At 69.3% G+C, this 18274-nt stretch carries 19 protein-coding genes; 10 read left to right on the forward strand and 9 right to left on the reverse strand.

Annotation, left to right across the window (positions count from 1 at the left end; all coding sequences use genetic code 11):
- The first annotated feature begins 63 nt into the window (after window positions 1-63).
- On the forward strand, window positions 64-942 hold the full coding sequence (gene ddaH, locus AX744_RS11710; protein WP_046747564.1) for a dimethylargininase: 879 nt from the start codon (window positions 64-66) through the stop codon (window positions 940-942).
- On the forward strand, window positions 939-2144 hold the full coding sequence (gene rocD / locus AX744_RS11715; protein WP_061017044.1) for an ornithine--oxo-acid transaminase: 1206 nt from the start codon (window positions 939-941) through the stop codon (window positions 2142-2144). The genes ddaH and rocD overlap by 4 nt, the downstream gene beginning before the upstream one ends.
- Before the next feature lie 87 nt (window positions 2145-2231).
- Here the strand turns inward: rocD and AX744_RS11720 are convergent, their stop codons facing one another.
- The 3 genes from AX744_RS11720 to AX744_RS11730 form a co-directional block, all read right to left on the reverse strand.
- Window positions 2232-2519, reverse strand: coding sequence for a hypothetical protein (locus AX744_RS11720; protein ID WP_045264425.1), 288 nt, complete (start codon window positions 2517-2519; stop codon window positions 2232-2234).
- A gap of 62 nt (window positions 2520-2581) precedes the next feature.
- The gene (locus tag AX744_RS11725) at window positions 2582-3916 is read right to left on the reverse strand and encodes an MFS transporter (RefSeq protein ID WP_082738503.1); all 1335 of its coding nucleotides are present in this window, start codon (window positions 3914-3916) and stop codon (window positions 2582-2584) included.
- Between the two features lie 5 nt (window positions 3917-3921).
- The gene (locus AX744_RS11730) at window positions 3922-4362 is read right to left on the reverse strand and encodes a MarR family winged helix-turn-helix transcriptional regulator (RefSeq protein ID WP_061017048.1); all 441 of its coding nucleotides are present in this window, start codon (window positions 4360-4362) and stop codon (window positions 3922-3924) included.
- A 59-nt stretch (window positions 4363-4421) separates the two neighbouring features.
- On the opposite strand from AX744_RS11730, the gene AX744_RS11735 reads away from it, so the two are divergent.
- The 5 genes from AX744_RS11735 to AX744_RS11755 all read left to right on the forward strand — a co-directional run bounded on the left by AX744_RS11735 (window position 4422) and on the right by AX744_RS11755 (window position 9223).
- Entirely contained in the window at window positions 4422-5159 is a 738-nt protein-coding gene (locus AX744_RS11735) for a copper homeostasis protein CutC (protein ID WP_061017049.1), read from the forward strand.
- A gap of 35 nt (window positions 5160-5194) precedes the next feature.
- Entirely contained in the window at window positions 5195-6046 is an 852-nt protein-coding gene (locus AX744_RS11740; RefSeq protein WP_061017050.1) for an alpha/beta fold hydrolase, read from the forward strand.
- A gap of 263 nt (window positions 6047-6309) precedes the next feature.
- Window positions 6310-7047 (forward strand): DUF1684 domain-containing protein, encoded by a 738-nt coding sequence (locus AX744_RS11745; protein ID WP_046747570.1) that lies wholly within the window; start codon window positions 6310-6312, stop codon window positions 7045-7047.
- Between the two features lie 38 nt (window positions 7048-7085).
- Entirely contained in the window at window positions 7086-8135 is a 1050-nt protein-coding gene (locus AX744_RS11750; RefSeq protein WP_046747571.1) for a lipoate--protein ligase family protein, read from the forward strand.
- A gap of 137 nt (window positions 8136-8272) precedes the next feature.
- Window positions 8273-9223 carry a DNA-methyltransferase gene (locus tag AX744_RS11755; protein WP_061017064.1) on the forward strand — a complete coding sequence of 317 codons (951 nt, stop codon included), beginning with the start codon at window positions 8273-8275 and terminating at the stop codon, window positions 9221-9223.
- Window positions 9224-9257: 34 nt separating this feature from the next.
- On the opposite strand, the gene AX744_RS11760 is transcribed toward AX744_RS11755, so the two are convergent.
- Window positions 9258-9827: a TetR/AcrR family transcriptional regulator gene (locus AX744_RS11760; RefSeq protein ID WP_061017052.1), complete on the reverse strand. Its 570-nt coding sequence runs from the start codon at window positions 9825-9827 to the stop codon at window positions 9258-9260.
- 166 nt (window positions 9828-9993) lie between these two features.
- Here AX744_RS11760 and AX744_RS11765 point away from each other — a divergent pair, with 166 nt between their 5' ends.
- Together AX744_RS11765 and AX744_RS11770 are read left to right on the forward strand one after the other, a co-directional pair.
- Window positions 9994-11301, forward strand: coding sequence for an MFS transporter (locus tag AX744_RS11765; protein ID WP_061017054.1), 1308 nt, complete (start codon window positions 9994-9996; stop codon window positions 11299-11301).
- Window positions 11302-11330: 29 nt separating this feature from the next.
- Window positions 11331-12839 carry a carboxylesterase/lipase family protein gene (locus tag AX744_RS11770; protein ID WP_061017066.1) on the forward strand — a complete coding sequence of 503 codons (1509 nt, stop codon included), beginning with the start codon at window positions 11331-11333 and terminating at the stop codon, window positions 12837-12839.
- A 24-nt stretch (window positions 12840-12863) separates the two neighbouring features.
- Here the strand turns inward: AX744_RS11770 and AX744_RS11775 are convergent, their stop codons facing one another.
- From AX744_RS11775 to AX744_RS11785, 3 genes are read right to left on the reverse strand one after another with little or no spacing between them, the layout of a single operon-like run.
- Window positions 12864-13211, reverse strand: a complete 348-nt coding sequence (locus AX744_RS11775) for a cupin domain-containing protein (protein WP_058632923.1) — start codon at window positions 13209-13211, stop codon at window positions 12864-12866.
- The gene (locus AX744_RS11780; protein WP_061017056.1) at window positions 13208-14611 is read right to left on the reverse strand and encodes an NAD(P)/FAD-dependent oxidoreductase; all 1404 of its coding nucleotides are present in this window, start codon (window positions 14609-14611) and stop codon (window positions 13208-13210) included. Before AX744_RS11780 ends, AX744_RS11775 begins: the two co-directional genes overlap by 4 nt.
- A 28-nt stretch (window positions 14612-14639) precedes the next feature.
- Window positions 14640-15107, reverse strand: a complete 468-nt coding sequence (locus tag AX744_RS11785; protein WP_046747577.1) for an Lrp/AsnC family transcriptional regulator — start codon at window positions 15105-15107, stop codon at window positions 14640-14642.
- A gap of 99 nt (window positions 15108-15206) precedes the next feature.
- On the opposite strand from AX744_RS11785, the gene AX744_RS11790 reads away from it, so the two are divergent.
- Window positions 15207-16658 carry a gamma-aminobutyraldehyde dehydrogenase gene (locus tag AX744_RS11790; RefSeq protein ID WP_058632921.1) on the forward strand — a complete coding sequence of 484 codons (1452 nt, stop codon included), beginning with the start codon at window positions 15207-15209 and terminating at the stop codon, window positions 16656-16658.
- A gap of 26 nt (window positions 16659-16684) precedes the next feature.
- On the opposite strand, the gene AX744_RS11795 is transcribed toward AX744_RS11790, so the two are convergent.
- Both AX744_RS11795 and AX744_RS11800 read right to left on the reverse strand, forming a co-directional pair.
- Window positions 16685-17209, reverse strand: a complete 525-nt coding sequence (locus tag AX744_RS11795) for a GNAT family N-acetyltransferase (RefSeq protein ID WP_058632920.1) — start codon at window positions 17207-17209, stop codon at window positions 16685-16687.
- Between the two features lie 51 nt (window positions 17210-17260).
- A complete protein-coding gene (locus AX744_RS11800) occupies window positions 17261-18028 on the reverse strand; it encodes a M23 family metallopeptidase (RefSeq protein WP_046747580.1) in 768 nt (255 codons plus the stop codon).
- Window positions 18029-18274: the final 246 nt, after the last annotated feature.

Here is an 18274-nt window from a genome sequence, read left to right on the forward strand (position 1 = left end):
GGTCGAAGGACCGCCGGGCCCCTGGACAGCGTCCGCCGCGCCCGTCCTCCGAGGAGAGCTCCCATGTCGACGCCTGAAGCCGCCGTCTCCACCGCCCCCGCCCGCACCGCGCACCACCGCCACTACCTGATGTGCAAGCCGGAGCACTTCACCGTCAACTACTCCATCAATCCGTGGATGGAGCCGTCGAAGCCCACCGACACCGCGAAGGCGGTCGCGCAGTGGCAGAAGCTCCACGACCTGTACGTCGAGCTGGGCCACGACGTCGAGCTCATCGAGCCGCTCGCCGGATACCCCGACATGGTCTACACGGCCAACGGCGGGTTCCTCATCGACGGCCGCGCCTATGTGCCCGAGTTCCGCTTCGTCGAGCGCCAGGGCGAGGCTCCCGCCTTCGCCGACTGGTTCCGCGGCGCGGGCTACGACACCGTGATGCCGAAGGAGGTCAACGAGGGCGAGGGCGACTTCCTGCTCGTCGGTGACGTGATCCTCGCCGGCACCGGCTTCCGCTCGACCGGCGACAGTCACCGCGAGGTCGGCGAGGTCTTCGGCCGCGAGGTCGTGTCGCTCAACCTGGTCGACCCGCGCTTCTACCACCTCGACACCGCGATCGCCGTGCTCGATCCGGTGCAGGGTCTCGAGAACGGCGGCCCGGAGCACGCGAACATCGCGTACCTCCCCGGTGCCTTCGACGACGCGAGCCGCGCCGAGCTCGAGAAGCGCTTCCCCGACGCGATCCTGGTGTCGGACGAGGACGGCTCGGTGTTCGGCCTGAACTCGGCGAGCGACGGCTACAACGTGATCATCTCCCCGCGCGCGAAGGGCTTCGAGAAGCAGCTGCGCGAGCGCGGTTACAACCCGATCATGATCGACCTTTCCGAGCTGCTGCTCGGCGGCGGCGGCATCAAGTGCTGCACGCTCGAGCTTCGGGGCGCGAAGTGACCGCGCTGGAGGCAGGCGCCGATGTGAACACCGAGCCGCACGTCGCACACAACTACCACCCGCTGCCCGTGAACATCGCCCGCGCAGAGGGCGCGTGGGTGACGGATGTCGAGGGCAAGCGCTACCTCGATCTGCTCGCCGCGTATTCCGCCGTGAACTTCGGACACCGGCACCCGGCACTCGTCGCCGCGCTCACCGAGCAGCTCGGGCGGGTCACGCTCGTCAGCCGTGCGTTCCAGAGCGACCGCCTCGAACCGTTCGCCGCGGCGCTGGCGCAGCTCGCCGGCAAAGACCTCGTGCTGCCGATGAACACCGGTGCCGAAGCCGTCGAGACCGGCATCAAGGTCGCCCGCGCGTGGGGCTACCGCGTCAAGGGCATCGCCGAGGGCAGGGCACGCATCATCGTCGCGGCCGGGAACTTCCACGGACGCACGACCACGATCGTCAGCTTCAGCGACGACGAGCAGGCGCGCGACGACTTCGGGCCCTACACGCCCGGCTTCGACGTCGTGCCGTACGGCGACGCGGACGCCATCGCCGCAGCCATCACCGACGACACTGCCGCCGTGCTCGTGGAGCCGATCCAGGGCGAGGCAGGGGTCGTGATCCCGCCGGAGGGATACCTGCGCCGCATCCGTGAGATCTGCGATGAGAAGAACGTGCTGTTCATCGCCGACGAGATCCAGGCCGGTCTCGGTCGCGTGGGAGAGACGTTCGCATGCGACCGCGAGGGCGTCGTGCCCGACCTGTACCTGCTCGGTAAGGCCTTGGGCGGCGGCATCCTCCCGGTCTCGGCCGTGGTCGGCGACTCCGATGTGCTCGGTGTGATCCGTCCCGGCGAGCACGGCTCGACGTTCGGCGGCAACCCGCTCGCCGCAGCCGTGGGCCTGCGCGTCGTCGAGATGCTGCAGACGGGGGAGTTCCAGGAGCGCGCCCGTGCGCTGGGAGCCCATCTGGAGCAGGCGCTGCAGCCGCTGATCGGCCACGGCGTCACGGCCGTGCGCATCGCGGGACTCTGGGCCGGGGTCGACATCGACCCCGCGAACGGCACAGGGCGGGACATCGCCGAGAAGCTGCTCGAACGCGGCGTGCTCGTGAAGGACACGCATGGACAGACGGTGCGCATCGCGCCGCCGCTGGTGATCCGTGCGACCGAGCTCGACTGGGCGGTGGAGCAGCTCAAGCTCGTGCTGGGCGCCTGACCGACCCGCCGACACGGACAGCGCCACCGCTGTCACGGCCGTCGACTGGGGATGAGACGGCTGGCGGTGGCGCTGTCCTCGTGCCGCTCAGGCCGGTGGGGAATCCGGGTCGAGCGTCTTGAGGGTGTCCTCTTCGGCGGCGTTGTCGGCGTCGAGCTGGTCCTCGGTGTTCTCGTCGCCGCCGAGGGCCGCACGATGGCCCTGGCCGGCGTCGCCCTGGATGGCTCCTCCGGTGGACTCGCCGCGCGAGGCATCACCCTGGATGGCTCCGCCGGTGCCGTCGCCCTGGCCGGAGTCCTCGTCCGGTGCTCCGACCCCGGGTGCGCCCTCTGCCGGGTCCTGCGGGTGGGGGGTGCGTTCCGTGTTCTCGTCCATGCGACGACGCTACGTCGGGCGCGGCCCTCCGCAGAGGGCATTGACAAACAGGCCGAGGATGCTCAGTCGTCGGGGTCGCGCCGCTTGGCGGTGCGGATCGGCGTGGTCACGGCGGCCTCGTCGCTGAACTCGATCGGGTCGACCTCGATCACGCTGAGCGGGCGGGTCTCGTCGAGTGTGCGCAGGAAGCGGCGGTTCTCGTCGCGTCGCAGGCGCCCGGACGTCGCCACCCAGATCACGCCGATCGCACAGGCGACGAATCCGGCCGTGCCGCCGAGCATGATCGCAGCGCGCGGCCCGAACGTGTCGGCGACCCACCCCGCGATCGGAGCGCCCACCGGGGTCGAGCCCATGATCACCGCCATGTAGAGCGCGAGCACACGGCCGCGCAGTGCGGGATCGGTGGTGATCTGCACGTAGCCGTTGGCGGTGGTGAGCAGCGTCACGATCATGAAGCCGGTGAACGTCAGGGTCACGGCGTACGACGCGTAGCTGGGCATCACGGACGACACGAAGGCGGCGATCCCGAACCCGCCGGCAGCCAGGATCACCACCCGTACCCGGGCCCGGTCGCGACGTGCGGCCAGCAGGGCGCCGATCAGCGATCCGATGGCCAGCACCGAGCTGAGCACACCGTATCCGTCGGCTCCCGCACCGAACTCGAGTGCCATGGTCGAGGCGAAGATCGGGAAGTTCATGCCGAAGGCGCCGATCAGGAAGACCGTGACGAAGACGACCTTCAGGTCGCTGCGTCCCCATACGTACCGGAAGCCGGCTGCCAGGCCACCGCGGCTGCGGTTCTTCAGCCGAGGGGCGAGCAGGCTACGCCGCATCAACAGGAGCGCGAGGAGCATCGCCAGGAAGGTCGCGGCGTTCACGATGAACACCCAGCCCGAGCCGATCGCCACGATCAGCAGGCCTCCGACGGCCGGTCCCACCATGCGGGCGAGGTTGAACGACGCCGAGTTGAGGGCCACCGCGTTCGAGGTGTCGCCGGTGGAGACCATGTCCGAGACGAACGCCTGCCTGGCCGGGGCGTCGAAGGCGTTCACGATGCCGAATCCGAGGGCGAACCCGAACATCATCGGCAGCGTCATGAGGTCGTTGAGCAGCAGCACACCGACCGCGATGGCCAGGGCCAGCAATGCCGACTGGGTCGCGAACAGGATGTGCCGGCGGTCGAAGCGGTCGGCCACCCACCCCGTCATGCTCACGAGCACGAGGGGAGGCCCGAACTGCAGGGCCATGGTGACGCCCATCGCCGTGGCGTCGTTGTCGGTGAGCTCGGTGAGCACCACCCAGTCCTGCGCGGTGGCCTGCATCCATCCGCCGACGTTGGAGATCAGGGCGCCCGCGAACCAGATCCGGTAGTTGATGTTCGCGAACGAGCGGAACATGGCGCTCATCTCTCCACCACCCGCCGCATCAGGGCGCTCGCTTCGCGCAGTGTGGTCAGCTCGGCCTCGGTGTAGTCGACCTCGCGCAGCATGTCGGCCAGCAGCTCGTCGCGCCGGCGGATGGTCTCGACCACGATCTCGGCACCGGCCGGGGTGATGTCGACCTGCACGCGTCGCCGGTCGTCCTCGTCGGGGGTGCGCACGACGAAGCCCTGCTCCTCGAGGCCGTTGATCGTGCTCGTCATCGACGGCGCGGTCACGCGTTCGCGTTCGGCGAGGGTCGAGACCGTGCGTCGGCCGTTCATGCGCAGGTCGGCGAGCACCGCCAGCTGCGCGTCGCTCATCGAGTCGGCGGGGCGGGCGCAGCGGAGGCGGCGGGCCAGCCGGAACGTGGCCATGCGAAGGTCTGTGGCGGTGAGGCGGAGGGATTCATCAGACGCAGACATTACTTAGATAGCCTATCTAATTTTCCGGATGCCGTCGCGGCAGCGGGCACAATGGAGGGGTGACCCGAACGCTCGCCTTGGAAATCGCCGTGCAGGACCCCGCCGGAGTGCGCATCGCCAAGGAGGTCGGCGCGGCACGCGTCGAGCTCGCGACGGCTCTCGCCCTCGGTGGACTCACCCCGTCGCCCGCGACGATCGAGCTCGCCGTCGAGACGGCAGGGGTCGATGGCCCCGAGGTGCACGTGCTGATCCGCCCGCGCGCGGGCGGCTTCCACTACGACGACGACGAACTCGCCGTGGCCGAGCTCGATGTGCGCCGCGCGATCGCCGCCGGTGCTGCGGGCGTGGTCATCGGCGCCCTCGACGCCGAGGGGCGACTCGACCTGTTCGCCATGGCGCGCCTCCGAGATGCCGCAGCCGGCGCACCCGCGACGCTGCACCGCGCGATCGACGTGACGGCCGATCCGGTCGCGACGCTGCGAAGCGCCCGCGAGCTGGGCCTGCGTCGGGTGCTCACCTCGGGGGGAGCGTCGGCCGCGATCGACGGCATCGACACGTTGCGTGCGCTCGTCGCGGCCGCAGAGGGCGAGATCGAGATCATGGCGGGCAGCGGCATCGATGTGGCGAGCGCTCCGCTGCTCGCAGCCGCGGGCGTGGACGCGATCCATTTCTCCGCGAAGCGTGCCGTGAACGAAGACGGCGGGGTGCGGATGGGGTCGGCCTCCGACGGGGTCGGCGGCTACGAGGTGACCGATCGCGACACCGCCTTCGCGATCCGCGACGCCCTTGCACGGTAGCCGCCTCTTCCAGTGATGGGTAGGCTCGCAGCGTGATGGATACCCGCGAGTTCACCGATGCCTATGGTGTCGACATCGTCTACGACGTCCATCCCGCCGAGGGGACCCCGCGCGGCGTGGTGCAGCTGCTGCACGGCGTCGGAGAGCATGCAGGGCGGTACGGTGCGCTGATCACCGCGCTCACGGCTGCCGGATTCCACGTCTACGCCGACGACCACCGCGGTCATGGCCGCACCGGCATCCGCCAGCACGGCGGCCCGGAGAAGCTCGGCCGTCTGGGCAAGGGCGGGCTGCGTGCGGCCGTGGAAGCCGTCTGGCAGCTGACGGGCATCATCCGCGAGGAGAATCCCGATCTGCCGCTCGTGCTGCTCGGGCACTCGTGGGGATCGTTCCTCGCACAGATGCTCGTCAACGAGCACCCGGACGCGTGGGACGCCGTGATCCTGTCCGGCTCTGCCCTGCGCATGCCGGGCTCACTGAACGCCGCTCCGCTGAATGCGCGCTGGGCAGGTGAGGGCGCGACCGGGCTGGAGTGGCTCAGCCGAGACCCCGCCGTGTGGACCGCGTTCGACGAGGATCCGCTGACCACCGATGTGCCGCTGCTCAAGCTGTTCGGCCCGATCGAGGCGGCGAAGCTGTACGGCCGCCCTGCCAAGGACCTGGGGCATGACATCCCGATGCTCCTGCTGGTCGGGCGGGACGACCCGGTGGGCGGACCGCGCAGCGTGCACAAGCTCGCCGACGAGTACCGCAACCGTTCAGGTCTCACAGGCGTCACCACGCTCGTCTACCCCGACGCGCGCCACGAGATCTTCGCGGAGCTGCAGCAGGACGAGGTGCGCGCCGACGTGCTCGCCTGGCTCGACACGCACATCCCCGCACGCTGAGCTCCCGGCTCCACCGCCGAGACCCATGCTCCTCGTCCACACCCACTGTGGCGACCGCTCGCCGCGGTGGGTCTCGGCGGGGAGCGTGGGTCTGGGGCGAGATGTTCCCGCGTGGTGCGGATGTAACGCGACGTTACGCGCGGTGAAGGCGTGTGACACGGGCGTCTCGCGCGCCGCGGGGTCACCGTAGATTCGGGGCAATATTCCGCGCATGAGCGAGGAGTGCCCGCTCGGCGGCACCCCGCACGGGAGGGAGCGCTCCGATGAGCTTCGTGAAGGACTGGCAGGACTGGCACGCGTCCAGGGAGCGGTACGCGGGATCGGAGTACGGCCCGTCGGCACTCGAGTCGACGAACTGGCTCATCACGGAGGCCGCGGCCGTGGACGGCATCCCCGGGCTCTGGGCGCTCACCGGCGACGGCGGCATCCGCGGCAGCGAGCTGGGCCAGGCGGGATCCACCGTCACGCTGCGGGGCACGCAGAGCATCCGGCTCGGGCGCCGCGAGCTGCGCGTGTTCGAGCGCCACGGCACGATAGCGCTGCGTGTGCTGAATCCGGCTCGTCCGCAGCGCGAGTGGTTCACTGCGATCGATGCCTATGCCCCCGACGAGCGCTGGCGTCTGCCGGCTGTCTTCGAGGAGACACCCGACGAGCAGATCGTGATCACGTCGGTCGACGGCGATGCGCGGGAGACGCCCGTCGCCGGTCGGCTGCGCTTCGAGCTGGCGGGCGCGCCGCAGACGCTCACCGTGACCCGAGGTGCTCAGGGCGGGCTGAGCGCGGTGTTCGCAGACGGGACGAACGGCCTCGAGACCTACCGCTTCCGGTTCCTTCCGGTCGACGAACCGGCCGTGGACGGCACTGCCGTGATCGACTTCAACCGCGCCTATCTGCCGCCGTGCGCATTCTCCGACCAGTTCGTGTGCCCGCTGCCGCCCGCCGGGAATCGATACTCGACCCCGATCCGCGCGGGTGAGCGCGTCGTCGTGCTCGGAGGCTGACCCGCCGTAACAGGGGCCGCGCGCCTTAAGCTGGAACCGTGCACGGTGAATACAAGGTCCCAGGTGGAAAGCTCGTCGTCGTCGACCTCGAGATCGAGGACGACCGGATCTCCCGCTTCCGGCTCGCCGGCGACTTCTTCCTCGAGCCCGACTCGGCGCTGGACGACATCAACGCCGCCGTCGACGGACTGCCCGTGGAATCGGACGCGACGGCGATCGCCGCAGCCGTCCGCGCCGCGCTGCCCGACGGGGCCCAGCTGCTCGGGTTCACACCGGAGGCCGTCGGAACCGCGGTGCGTCGCGCACTCGTGACCGCCCCTGGGTGGCGCGACTTCGACTGGGAGATCGTGCACGAGAAGGCTGCGTCGCCACGCATGAACCTCGCGCTCGACGAGGTGCTCACCTCCCGCGTCGGCGAGGGGCGTCGCCGTCCCACCCTGCGCATCTGGGAGTGGGACCAGTCGGCCGTGGTGATCGGATCGTTCCAGTCGTACCGCAACGAGGTCGACCCCGAGGGAGCTGCGAAGCACGGATTCGACGTCGTCCGTCGTATCTCGGGCGGTGGGGCGATGCTCATGGCCGCGGGGCAGATCATCACCTACTCGCTGTATGTGCCGGCTTCACTCGTGGCGGGGATGACCTTCGCCGACTCCTACGCCTTCCTCGACGACTGGGTGCTGCAGGCGCTGCGTTCGCTCGGCATCGATGCCGTCTACCAGCCGCTCAACGACATCGCGAGCCCGACCGGCAAGATCGGCGGCGCCGCCCAGAAGCGGTTGGCGAACGGCGGAGTGCTCCACCATGCGACCCTGTCGTACGACATCGACGGTCAGGTGATGACCGAGGTGCTGCGCATCGGACGCGAGAAGCTCAGCGACAAGGGAACCGCCTCTGCCGCCAAGCGCGTCGACCCGCTGCGCAGCCAGACCGGCCTCGAGCGCGCGGAGATCATCGAACGGTTCAAGGACACCTTCCGCTCGCTGACCGACGCCGAGACCGGGTCGATCTCGGCCGACGAGTACGCCGCCGCCGAGGCGCTCGTCGAATCGAAGTTCGCCACCGAGGCCTGGCTGCATCGGGTGCCGTGACGGCGCCGGACACTCACCTCCCCCCTGCGGCGGACACCCCTGACGTCGTGTCAGACACCGTGTCCGTGCCGCAGCCGGTCGTGCCCCACCCGGTCGTGCCCCAGCCGATCGTGCCAGAGCCGGTCGTACCGGGTGCGGTGACGATCGTCGAGGGCGACAACCTCGCCGTCGCCGCGACCCTGCCTTCCGGTTCGTTCACGCTCGTGTACCTGGACCCGCCGTTCAACACCGGCCGCACGCAGGAGCGTCAGGTGGTGACCGCACGGCGGACGTTGGCAACTCCTCAAGAATCGGTGCCGGCCACGGAACCGGTCCCGGGGATCCGCGACCTCGGGGGAGTGACCGGCACGGATCTGCGGAGTTCTTCACCGGAGCCGGGAGAGACCGCGCCGGCCGCTGACACCGAGGTGCGGCACGGCTTCCACGGCCACGCCTACGAGCGGGTTCGCGGGATGCTGCGCGCCTATGACGACCGCTTCGACGACTACGGCTCGTTCCTGATGCCACGGCTCGAAGAGGCCTGGCGGTTGCTCGCCGACGACGGCACGCTGTACCTGCACCTCGACTACAGGGAGGCGCACTACGCGAAGGTCATGCTCGACGCGGTGTTCGGGCGGGACTGCTTCCTCAACGAGCTGATCTGGGCGTACGACTACGGCGCCAAGTCGCGCAGCCGCTGGCCCACCAAGCACGACACGATCCTGGTGTACGTGAAGAACCCTCGAGGGTACGTGTTCAACTCCGACGAGGTCGACCGCGAGCCGTACATGGCGCCTGGGCTCGTCACCGCCGAGAAGGCGGCGCGCGGCAAACTGCCGACCGACGTGTGGTGGCACACGATCGTGCCCACCACCGGTCGGGAGAAGACCGGCTATCCCACGCAGAAGCCCGAGGGGATCCTGCGGCGCATCGTCACGGCGTCGAGTCGTCCTGGCGACCGTGTGCTCGACCTCTTCGCGGGCAGTGGGACGACGGGAGCGGTGGCCTCGGCCCTCGGACGCGACGCCGTGCTGGTCGACGACAACCCCGAGGCCGTCAGGATCATGAAGACGCGGATGCCGCACGCCGAGGTGACATCGCTTCGCTGAACCGCACTCCGCCGGAGTCGCCGGAACCGCTCCGTCAGGAGGGGCGGAGCAGCACGAGGAACTGCTCGATCTCGGCGGCCATGTCGAGCGAGGGATCGAGCATCCACGCAGCCTGCAGTCCATCGGCCAAGGCATGCAGGGTGCGGACGACCCATGCCGGGTCGAGGTCGGCGCGGATCCGCCCCTGTTCCTGGTCGATGATGAGCTGAGCGCGGGTGAAGGTCTCGATGCGCTCGGTGCGCTCGCGGAAGTAGGCGTGGGCGGGGTGGGCAGGATCCCCGGCTTCGGCGGCCAACTGCGCGTAGAGCTGCACGAGACCGGGGACGGATGCGTTGTGACGGATGACCGCGAGGAACGCGGCCGAGGCGTCTTCGCCGGCGTACTGCTGCTCGTCGCGGTCGTCTCTGGCGCGGAGGATCGCGACGAACAGCTCCTCCTTGCTGCCGAAGTAGTGCAGCAGGCCCGCCGGGCTGAGTCCGGCGGCGTCCGCGATCTCCCGGACCGACGCCTTGCGGTAGCCGTGCTCGGCCACGACGGCGAGTGCGGCCTCGAGGATCTCCTCGCGCTTGGCGACGCCCTTCGCGTATGCCCCCCGTGTAGCCATCGCTCCAGGGTAACCGTCACGCTCGGATCACAAAAACCAAACAACGTTCGTGAAACGCTTGCGCGGACAGTCGACGATCTGTCAGCATGTCCGACGAATACCAAACACCGTTTGGTATTGACCTGATCACGCTCAACGACCCGATCACGCTCAACGAGGAGCCGACATGTCCGTGTCCCCGCTCGACCCCGCCGCTGAAATCGCCCCGACCGGCACCATCCGCGCCGTTCCGCCCGCCGCGGGGGAACCGGCGGCGAGTCCGCCCGCGAATCGGCGGCTGCTGCCCAGCCTGCTGATCGCCTCGCTGACCCTGTTCGCCACCTACGGCGGACTCATCGCGATCCTGCTGCCCAGCCAGGTGCTGATGATCGACGAGGCGAACAAGGTCGGCAACCTCGCCGTCGTGACCACGATCTCCTTCGTCTTCACGCTATTCGCGCAGCCGATCGTCGGGGCGTTGAGCGATCGCACGCGCTCGCGGTTCGGACGCCGGGTGCCGTGGATGGTGCTCGGCGCGATCATCGGCGGCATCTTCCTGTTCGGCATGGGCTCGTTGACCGACATCCTCTGGATCACGGTGTTCTGGGTCATCATCCAGGTGGCGCTGAACTTCTTCCAGGCTCCGCTGACGGCCATCACCGCCGACAGGTTCCCGCGGGCTAAGCGCGGCGGCGCGAGCGCGATGATCGGTATCGGCACGCAGGTCGGCATGACGGTGGGCATCATGCTCGCCGGGGCGTTCGCCGCGCAGATCGGCATCGGCTACGCGGCGTTCGGCGGTGCCGTGATCGTGGCGGCGCTGCTGTTCGCCGTGGTGAACCGCGACTGGTCGTCGAAGCACGCCGCGGTGGACCCGTTCCGATGGGGCGCCTTCTTCCGGGGCTTCTGGATCGATCCGCGCCGCCACCCCGACTTCGCCTGGGCGTTCGGGGCGCGGTTCCTGCTGATCCTCGGCTACTTCGTCGTCAGCTCGTACCAGCTCTACATGCTCACCGACTACATCGGGCTGCCCCTGGCGGAGGCCCAGGGTGCCGTCGTCACGCTCACCCTCGTGGCCTTCATCCCGACCCTGGTCGCCATCGGTCTCTCCGGGTGGTGGAGCGACAGGGTCGGTCGCCGCAAGGTCTTCATCTACGCCGCATCCGTCGTGATGGTGGCAGGGCTGGCGATGCCGCTCCTGCAGCCGAACATGACCGGCATGATCCTGATGAGCATCATCAACGGGGTCGGCTTCGGGCTCTATATGTCGGTGGATGCAGCGCTCATGACCGAGGTGCTACCGAACGAGGGCGTCTCCGCGGGGAAGGACCTCGGCATCCTGAACGTGGCGACCAACGTGCCGCAGGCCCTGAGCCCCGCGATCGGCGGTGTCATCATCACGGCGCTCGGAGGCTACGCGATGCTGTTCGTCTTCGCGATCGTGTTCGTGATCCTCGCCGCCGTGGCGACCGCGCCGATCAAGGGAGTGCGCTGATGACCGGGAACGACCGGGAGAATACTGTCATGACCGATACCGATTCCGAGACGACCGCCGACTTCGTCGAGGTGGCCACGGCCGCGGGACGAGTGCGTGGCCGCTGGCGTCCGACCACGGGAGGGCGGGGCAATCCCCGATCGGCGGCTTTCCTCGGAATCCCGTTCGCCGAAGCACCCATCGGTGCGCTGCGCTTCCAGGCGCCCGTGCCGAAGGCACCGTGGGAGGGCGTGCGCGATGCGCTCGAGTTCGCGGCGACCGCGCAGCGCGGAGACCCCGGCGTCACGCTCATCCCCGAGCCGAGCATCGAGGGTGACGCCACGCTCAACGTGAACGTGTTCACCCCGAACCCGAGCCGCGCGGGGCAGGGGGACGGGCTCCCGGTACTCGTGTGGATCCACGGCGGCGGCTACTTCGCGGGCTCGCCAGCCAGCCCCTGGTACGACGGCCGCAACTTCAACCGCGACGGTGTCGTCACGGTCTCGCTCTCCTACCGGCTGGGCTTCGACGGCTTCGGCTGGATCGAGGATGCGCCCTCGAACCGTGGTGTGCGCGACTGGCTGCTCGCCCTCGAATGGGTGCAGCAGAACATCGCGGAGTTCGGCGGGGATCCGTCGCGTGTCACGATCGCCGGACAGTCCGCGGGCGGCGGTGCGGTGCTCACCCTGCTCGGCATGGAGCAGGCGCAACACCTGTTCCACGGCGTCTACGCGATCTCGGGCGCGCTCGCCGATGTGAGTGCCACCCGGTCGGAGGCCTTCGGGCGTGCGCTCGCCGCGGCGGCGGGGGTCGAGCCGACCGTGGCTGGGTTCTCGTCGCTGCGCGAAGAACGCATCCTCGAACTGCAGAAGAAGGCCACGGAGCTCGGTCCCTCGTCCCTGGGCAGCGTGATCGACGAGGGGCTCCCACTCGGGCCGACGGTCGACGGTGATCTGCTGCCGCGCTCCACGCGCGAGGCTCTGCGGGCCGGCGTCGGCGCGGACAAGCCGCTCGTCCTCGGGGCGACGGACGACGAGTTCACGATGGTCCTCTCCGGGGCCGAGAAGAAGCTGCGCTGGGTGCCGAGGTCGCTCCTGCTGAACAAGCTGGGACTGCCGAAAGCCGTACGGAGGGAATACCTCGCCGCGAACGCCGACATCGCAGGCCTCGGCAAAGCGCGCCTGGGCGGGCGTCTGCTGACCGACCGGATGTTCCGGACGGCGCTGCTGAACGTGCTCGCCGACCGCGGCTCGGCACCCACCTGGCTGTACCGGTTCTCCTGGCCATCAGGGCACTTCGGCTTCGCCGAGCACTGCCTCGACGTGCCGTTCTTCTTCGACTGCCTCGACGGCCCCGCCATGGAGCCACTCGCCGGACCGAACCCTCCGCAGGAGCTGGCCGACGAGGTGCACGGAGCGGCCGTCGCGTTCATCGCCGGAGGTGACCCCGGGTGGCCGCGCCATCGGGGTGCCGTGGGCATCGCCCGGGTCTACGACGTGCCGACGCGCGACGTCGCCGATGCCTACGCGTCCGTGCGTCCGCTGCTGCGCGCGACCTGATTCGAGAGCGCCCGCGGTGCGGACTCAGGCGACGTAGATCTTGCGGAGGGTCTCGGTGACGGTCCAGGTCGTGCGCATTCCCTCGGCGAGACGCACGACGGAGCCGGGTCCGACCTCCAGATCGGGCAGCCCGGACGAGGCGAACGCGATCGTGGCGTGACCCGACAGCACCACGAACACCTCATCGGCCTCGGTGTCGGTCGCGGTGCCTGGTGTCATCTCCCAGACGCCGATCTCGATGCCGCCCAGCGTCGCCAGCTCGCGGATCGCGGTCGTCGGCGTGCCGGAGAGCACGTCGTCGGAGGGCAGCGGCTCATGCGCGAGGGGCAGGGCCCCGACATCCACCGCACTCCCCGCGGCGAGACCGTTCACGAGTCGAAGCCCATGCCGACGGCGTCGAGCGCCTTGAGGAACAGGTTGCGCCTGCCCTGGTTGTGGTCGGCCTGGTTCATGGCGGCGCGCACGAGATTGACGCCGATCGACGCCGCGGGCTCCGGCGGGAACGGGATGGGCTTCTCACGTACCATCCGAAGCTCCGTGCGCTCCGTCTGCTCCCCGGACAGCTTGTCGAGCATGACGTCGGCGGCGAAACGCGCCGCGCCGACCCCCAGGCCCGTGAAGCCGGTAGCGTACGCCACGCGTCCCTTGCGGGCAGTGCCGAAGAACGCGCAGAAGCGGCTCGACGAGTCGATGGCTCCCGCCCAGCGGTGCGTGAATCGGAGACCCTCCAACTGCGGGAAGGTCGTGAAGAAGTGGGAGGCGAGCTTGCGGTGGCTCTCGATGCGGTCCTCGTACTCCGCACGCACCTTGCCGCCGAAGTGGTAGATGGCGTCGTAGCCGCCGAACAGGATGCGGTTGTCCCCGGTGAGCCGGTAGTAGTGGAATTGGTTGGCGCTGTCGGCCAGACCCTGACGATTCGACCATCCGATGGATGCCAGCTGCGCGGTCGAGAGCGGCTCGGTCATCAGCACGTAGTCGTACACCGGAACGGTCATCAGCCGGTTGCGCTTGAGGAGCGAGGGGAAGACGTTGGTGCCGAGGGCGACGGCGTCCGCGACCACACGGCCGTCCGGAGTGACCAGGGTGATCGGACCGGACCCGTCGCCCTCGATCGCGCGGACGATGCTGTGCTCGTGGATCTCGACGCCGAGGTCGGCGGCCACGCGTGCCAGCTCGACGCCGAGCTTGGCGGGGTGCACCATGGCGCAGCCGTCGCGATCCCAGTCTCCGGCGAGGAAGGTCTCCGAGTGCACCTCGGCCTGCACGGCTTCGCGGTCGAGGAAGCCGGGTTCTTCGCGATACCAGTCCACCTGGTGCGGCTCGACGGCGACCGCCAGCTGACCCGTGCGCTCGAACTCCGCATCCATGCCGTACCGCTCGACCGTCTCACCGATCCCATCGAGGTTCGCGTGGCCCAGCTCCTCGAGCCGATCGATCTCCTCCGGCCATCGGTTGACGCCGTTCTCATGGCCGTGGGTGAGGCTCGACTCGCAGAATCCGCCGTTGCGCCCGGAGGCGGCCCAGACGATGCGCGAGGCTTCGAGCAGGACGACACGACGTTCGGGGTCGCGTTCCTTGGCGCGCACCGCGGTCCACAGTCCGGCGTACCCTCCGCCGACGATGGCGAGGTCGGCACGGACAGTGCCGTTCAACGGCGGGTGCGTCGGCCGCTCGACGTCGTCGAGCCAGAACACCCGCAGGGCGGTGTCCCGGAGCGAGGCGTCGATGACGCTCGCTGAAGGTCGTTGGCGTTCGAAGACGGTGGTGCCCATCGTTCTCTCCGTTCCTCGGAGGCTCGCGTCAGCGCGTGCCCCAGTTGTAGAGGTCCTTGTACAGGCCGGCGTAGAGCAGGCTCTCGGTGTGCGTGATGCCGGGGATCGTGCGGATGCGGGTGGCGATGAGTTCGATGAGGTGCTCGTCGTTCTCGCACACCGCCTCGACGAGGATGTCGAAGGTGCCGAGCGTCACGACCACGTAGGCCAGCTCAGGGATCGTTGTGAGCTCCTGCGCGATCTCGCGCGGGTTGCCGGAGACCCGGATGCCGATCATCGACATGCGGTGGAAGCCGAGCTGCATCGGATCGGTGACCGCCACGATCTGGATGATGCCCGCCTCGGTCATCCGCTGCACGCGCTGACGAGCGGCGGCTTCGCTCAGCCCGACCTCCCGCGCGATCTCGGCGTAGGGGCGGCGGCCGTCCTCCTGCAGCAGTTCGACGATGCGCTTCGAGATGTCATCAAGGGCAGGCTGGGACGGCTTCGTGCTCATGTGTCGATATTGTCAGTCGATGTGTGATCCCGCAACTGATTCAGTCGAATCTACGGGAGGTATCTTCAGATTCCGCAGGGAAGTCGATACCATGACCCCATGTCGACTCATCTTCTGAAGGATTCAGCGCCGTTGCAGAACTTCATCGGCGGACAGTACGTGCCCGCACACGGCGCCGGTCGGATGCCGCTTCTGGATCCTGTCACGGAAGACGCGTACGGCGAGCTCCCGGTGTCGGACGTCACCGACGTCGATGCCGCCTACGCAGCTGCGGCTGCGGCCTTCCCGATCTGGCGCGACACCACGCCAGGGGAGCGGCAGCTGGCGCTCTTCCGCATCGCCGACGAGATGGAGTCGCGCGCAGACGAGTTCGCCGACCTCGAGTCGCAGGACACCGGCAAGCCGCGCGCGAGCCTGGTCTCGGACGAGATCATGCAGTCGATCGACCAGCTGCGCTTCTTCGCGGGTGCCGCCCGCAGCCTCGAGGGCAGGGCCGCGGGGGAGTACCTCGCCGGACACACCTCGTTCGTGCGTCGCGAGCCGGTCGGTGTGATCGGCCAGGTGACCCCGTGGAACTACCCGCTGAACATGGCGGTGTGGAAGATCGCGCCCGCGCTCGCCGCCGGCAACACGGTCGTGCTGAAGCCCGCCGAGTCGACACCGCTCACGACGCTGCTTCTCGCCGAGATCGTCGCGCTGCACACGCCGGTGGGCACCCTCAACGTGGTGCTCGGCGACCGCGACACCGGTGTCGCCCTGGTGGAGCACCCCACGCCGCAGATGGTCGCGATCACGGGTTCGGTGCGGGCGGGCATGGCCGTCGCACGCTCGGCGGCGAACGACGTCAAGCGGGTGCATCTCGAACTCGGCGGCAAGGCTCCGGCGATCGTGTTCGCCGACGCCTCGATCGAGAAGGCCGTCGAGGGCATCACCACCGGCGCCTTCTTCAACGGCGGACAGGACTGCACCGCCGCCACCAGGGTGCTGGTGCACGCCTCACTCCACGATGAACTGGTCGCCGCGCTGGTCGCGAGGGCGCAGACGCACGCCCGCACCGGGGGGCCGCGCGAGGAGGGTGTGCTCTACGGGCCGCTGAGCAGCGCGGCCCAGCTCGCACAGGTGCAGGGCTTCATCGACCGCCTCCCCGCGCACGCGACGATCGAGACCGGTGGACGCCGCCGGGGAGATCGCGGCTACTTCTGGGAGCCCACCATCATCTCCGGTGTGCATCAGGACGACGAGGTCGTGCAGGGTGAGATCTTCGGACCCGTTCTCACGGTGCAGTCGTTCACCGAAGACGCCGAGGCCCTGGGGATGGCCAACGACGTGCCCTATGCGCTCGCCGCCTCGGTGTGGACCACCGATCATGCTCGAGCGATGCGCTTCTCGCGCGACCTCGACTTCGGGTGCGTATGGATCAACACGCACATCCCGTTCGTGTCGGACATGCCCCACGGCGGATTCAAGCACTCCGGCTACGGCAAGGACCTCTCGCAGTACGGCTTCGACGACTACACGCGCATCAAGCACGTGATGAGTGCGCTCGACTGAAGGGGCCGGCGAGGGGCCCCGGGCGCTCAGGGGGCGAGCTGCTTCACACGACGGTGCTCACGCAGGGTGAGCTGGGGGCGCTCCTCGATCTTGACCGCGCCGTCCTCGTCCCAGCCGTGGCGTGCGTAGAACGCATCCGCGCGATCGTTCCCATCGAGCACCCACAGGTACGCGCGTGCGTACCCGGCCTCGGCGATCCGCTGCTCCGCCGCCTCGAGCAGGGCGTGGCCCGCACCCGTCGACCAGGCGGCGGGGTCTGCGTAGATGCCGTAGACCTCGCCGTCGGCGAGCCCGTCGGGGTCGCGGCCGGAGCCCAGCGATGCCCAGCCGACCAGGCGGTCGCCCCGCACGGCGACGAGGGTGCCGAGGCCCGTGGGCAGCGGCTCCGCGATGATGCGCCGCCAACCCTCGGCTCGCTCCTCGACGGACAGTCCGTCGAGGACGGACTGATCGATGAGTCCACGGTAGGCCGCCTGCCAGGAGCGGACGTGCACGCCGGCGATGCTGTCGGCATCTTCGGCGCGGGCGTCGCGGATCACCAGCGGAGTCATCCATCCAGCCTAGGGGGATCGCCGTGGCCGGAGGGGGGTGGACGCTGCGGGTCAGCTCACGTTCTTCTTGAGCCAGGGCAGGGGATCCACGGCGACGGTGTTGATGTGGACCTCGAAGTGCAGGCACGACCCGAAGACGTAGCCGGTCGATCCGACGTCTCCGATGTACTGGCCTTCGTCGACGCAGTCGCCGACCTCGACAGCCCGGCTTCCGTAGGTCATATGCGAGTAGACGGTGCTCACGGCCTGTCCGTCGACGATGCTCTCGATCTGGATCGTCACGCCGTAGCCCTGGTAGCTCTCCGTCGATCGGGAGACGCAGCCCTTCATGGCGGCGTTGATCGGAGTGCCGACCGGCGCGGCGAAGTCCTGTCCGAGGTGCGATCGACCCGGTCGTGAGGCGCCGAACCCGTCGGTGAAGGAGTATGTTCCGTCGGCCATCGGCATCACGATGCGTCCGGCGAGGGGGATGTCCAGCGCGCTTCCCAGCGGCATGCCTGCGGCGATCGCGGCGGCCGCGGCACGGGAGCGCGTCTCCTTGATCTCCTCGGGCGTCGTCGCCGAGAAGTTGCCGCGCGGGGCGATCTCCGCCCGGATCTCGTTCTTCGATGTGTAGGACTGGGACATTCCGTCGGCAAGAGTCGAGACGGGGGCGCTGGCAGCAGCCGCGGGGCCGCTGGTGGGGTTCAATGCAGGAAGCGCGGCTCCGGTGATCAGGACCCCGATCGCCAGGGTGGCGCCGAGTGCCTTGGACTTCGCCCACGTGCGCTTCTCGCGGCGGACCCGGGTCTGAGGAGTCGACGCCGCGCGAGGAGCCATGTGTCGGGGGCGCAGGCGAGGATCCCAGGAACGGGGGCCCTGTGCTGCCTGGAGCTGGGGGTCCGTGGTCTGGGGCTGTGTTGGCTGGGACTGCGTTGGCTGGGGCGCCGCGGTCTGGGGCACCGCGGTCTGGGGTGCCGTCGTCTGGGGCTGCGTTGCGCGCGGTGCCGTCGCTGGAGTCGGCTTCGTCTGAGACCGTGCCTGAGTCTGCGTCGCCTGCGAGTGGAGGGCTGTGGCGTCCTGGGC

Origin of the sequence: Microbacterium sp. CCH5-D1 (assembly GCF_001557335.1) — a bacterium.
GTDB lineage: Bacteria > Actinomycetota > Actinomycetes > Actinomycetales > Microbacteriaceae > Microbacterium > Microbacterium oxydans.

Coding starts and splice junctions, on each gene's coding strand:
- AX744_RS11745 (WP_046747570.1), top strand. CDS start 6,310: ATGAGCTTCGTGAAGGACTGGCAGGACTGGCACGCGTCCAGGGAGCGG.
- ddaH (WP_046747564.1), top strand. CDS start 64: ATGTCGACGCCTGAAGCCGCCGTCTCCACCGCCCCCGCCCGCACCGCG.
- AX744_RS11795 (WP_058632920.1), bottom strand. CDS start 17,209: ATGACTCCGCTGGTGATCCGCGACGCCCGCGCCGAAGATGCCGACAGC.
- AX744_RS11800 (WP_046747580.1), bottom strand. CDS start 18,028: ATGGCTCCTCGCGCGGCGTCGACTCCTCAGACCCGGGTCCGCCGCGAG.
- AX744_RS11780 (WP_061017056.1), bottom strand. CDS start 14,611: ATGGGCACCACCGTCTTCGAACGCCAACGACCTTCAGCGAGCGTCATC.
- AX744_RS11740 (WP_061017050.1), top strand. CDS start 5,195: ATGGATACCCGCGAGTTCACCGATGCCTATGGTGTCGACATCGTCTAC.
- AX744_RS11760 (WP_061017052.1), bottom strand. CDS start 9,827: ATGGCTACACGGGGGGCATACGCGAAGGGCGTCGCCAAGCGCGAGGAG.
- AX744_RS11765 (WP_061017054.1), top strand. CDS start 9,994: ATGTCCGTGTCCCCGCTCGACCCCGCCGCTGAAATCGCCCCGACCGGC.
- AX744_RS11730 (WP_061017048.1), bottom strand. CDS start 4,362: ATGTCTGCGTCTGATGAATCCCTCCGCCTCACCGCCACAGACCTTCGC.
- AX744_RS11725 (WP_082738503.1), bottom strand. CDS start 3,916: ATGTTCCGCTCGTTCGCGAACATCAACTACCGGATCTGGTTCGCGGGC.
- AX744_RS11790 (WP_058632921.1), top strand. CDS start 15,207: ATGTCGACTCATCTTCTGAAGGATTCAGCGCCGTTGCAGAACTTCATC.
- AX744_RS11720 (WP_045264425.1), bottom strand. CDS start 2,519: ATGGACGAGAACACGGAACGCACCCCCCACCCGCAGGACCCGGCAGAG.
- AX744_RS11770 (WP_061017066.1), top strand. CDS start 11,331: ATGACCGATACCGATTCCGAGACGACCGCCGACTTCGTCGAGGTGGCC.
- AX744_RS11785 (WP_046747577.1), bottom strand. CDS start 15,107: ATGAGCACGAAGCCGTCCCAGCCTGCCCTTGATGACATCTCGAAGCGC.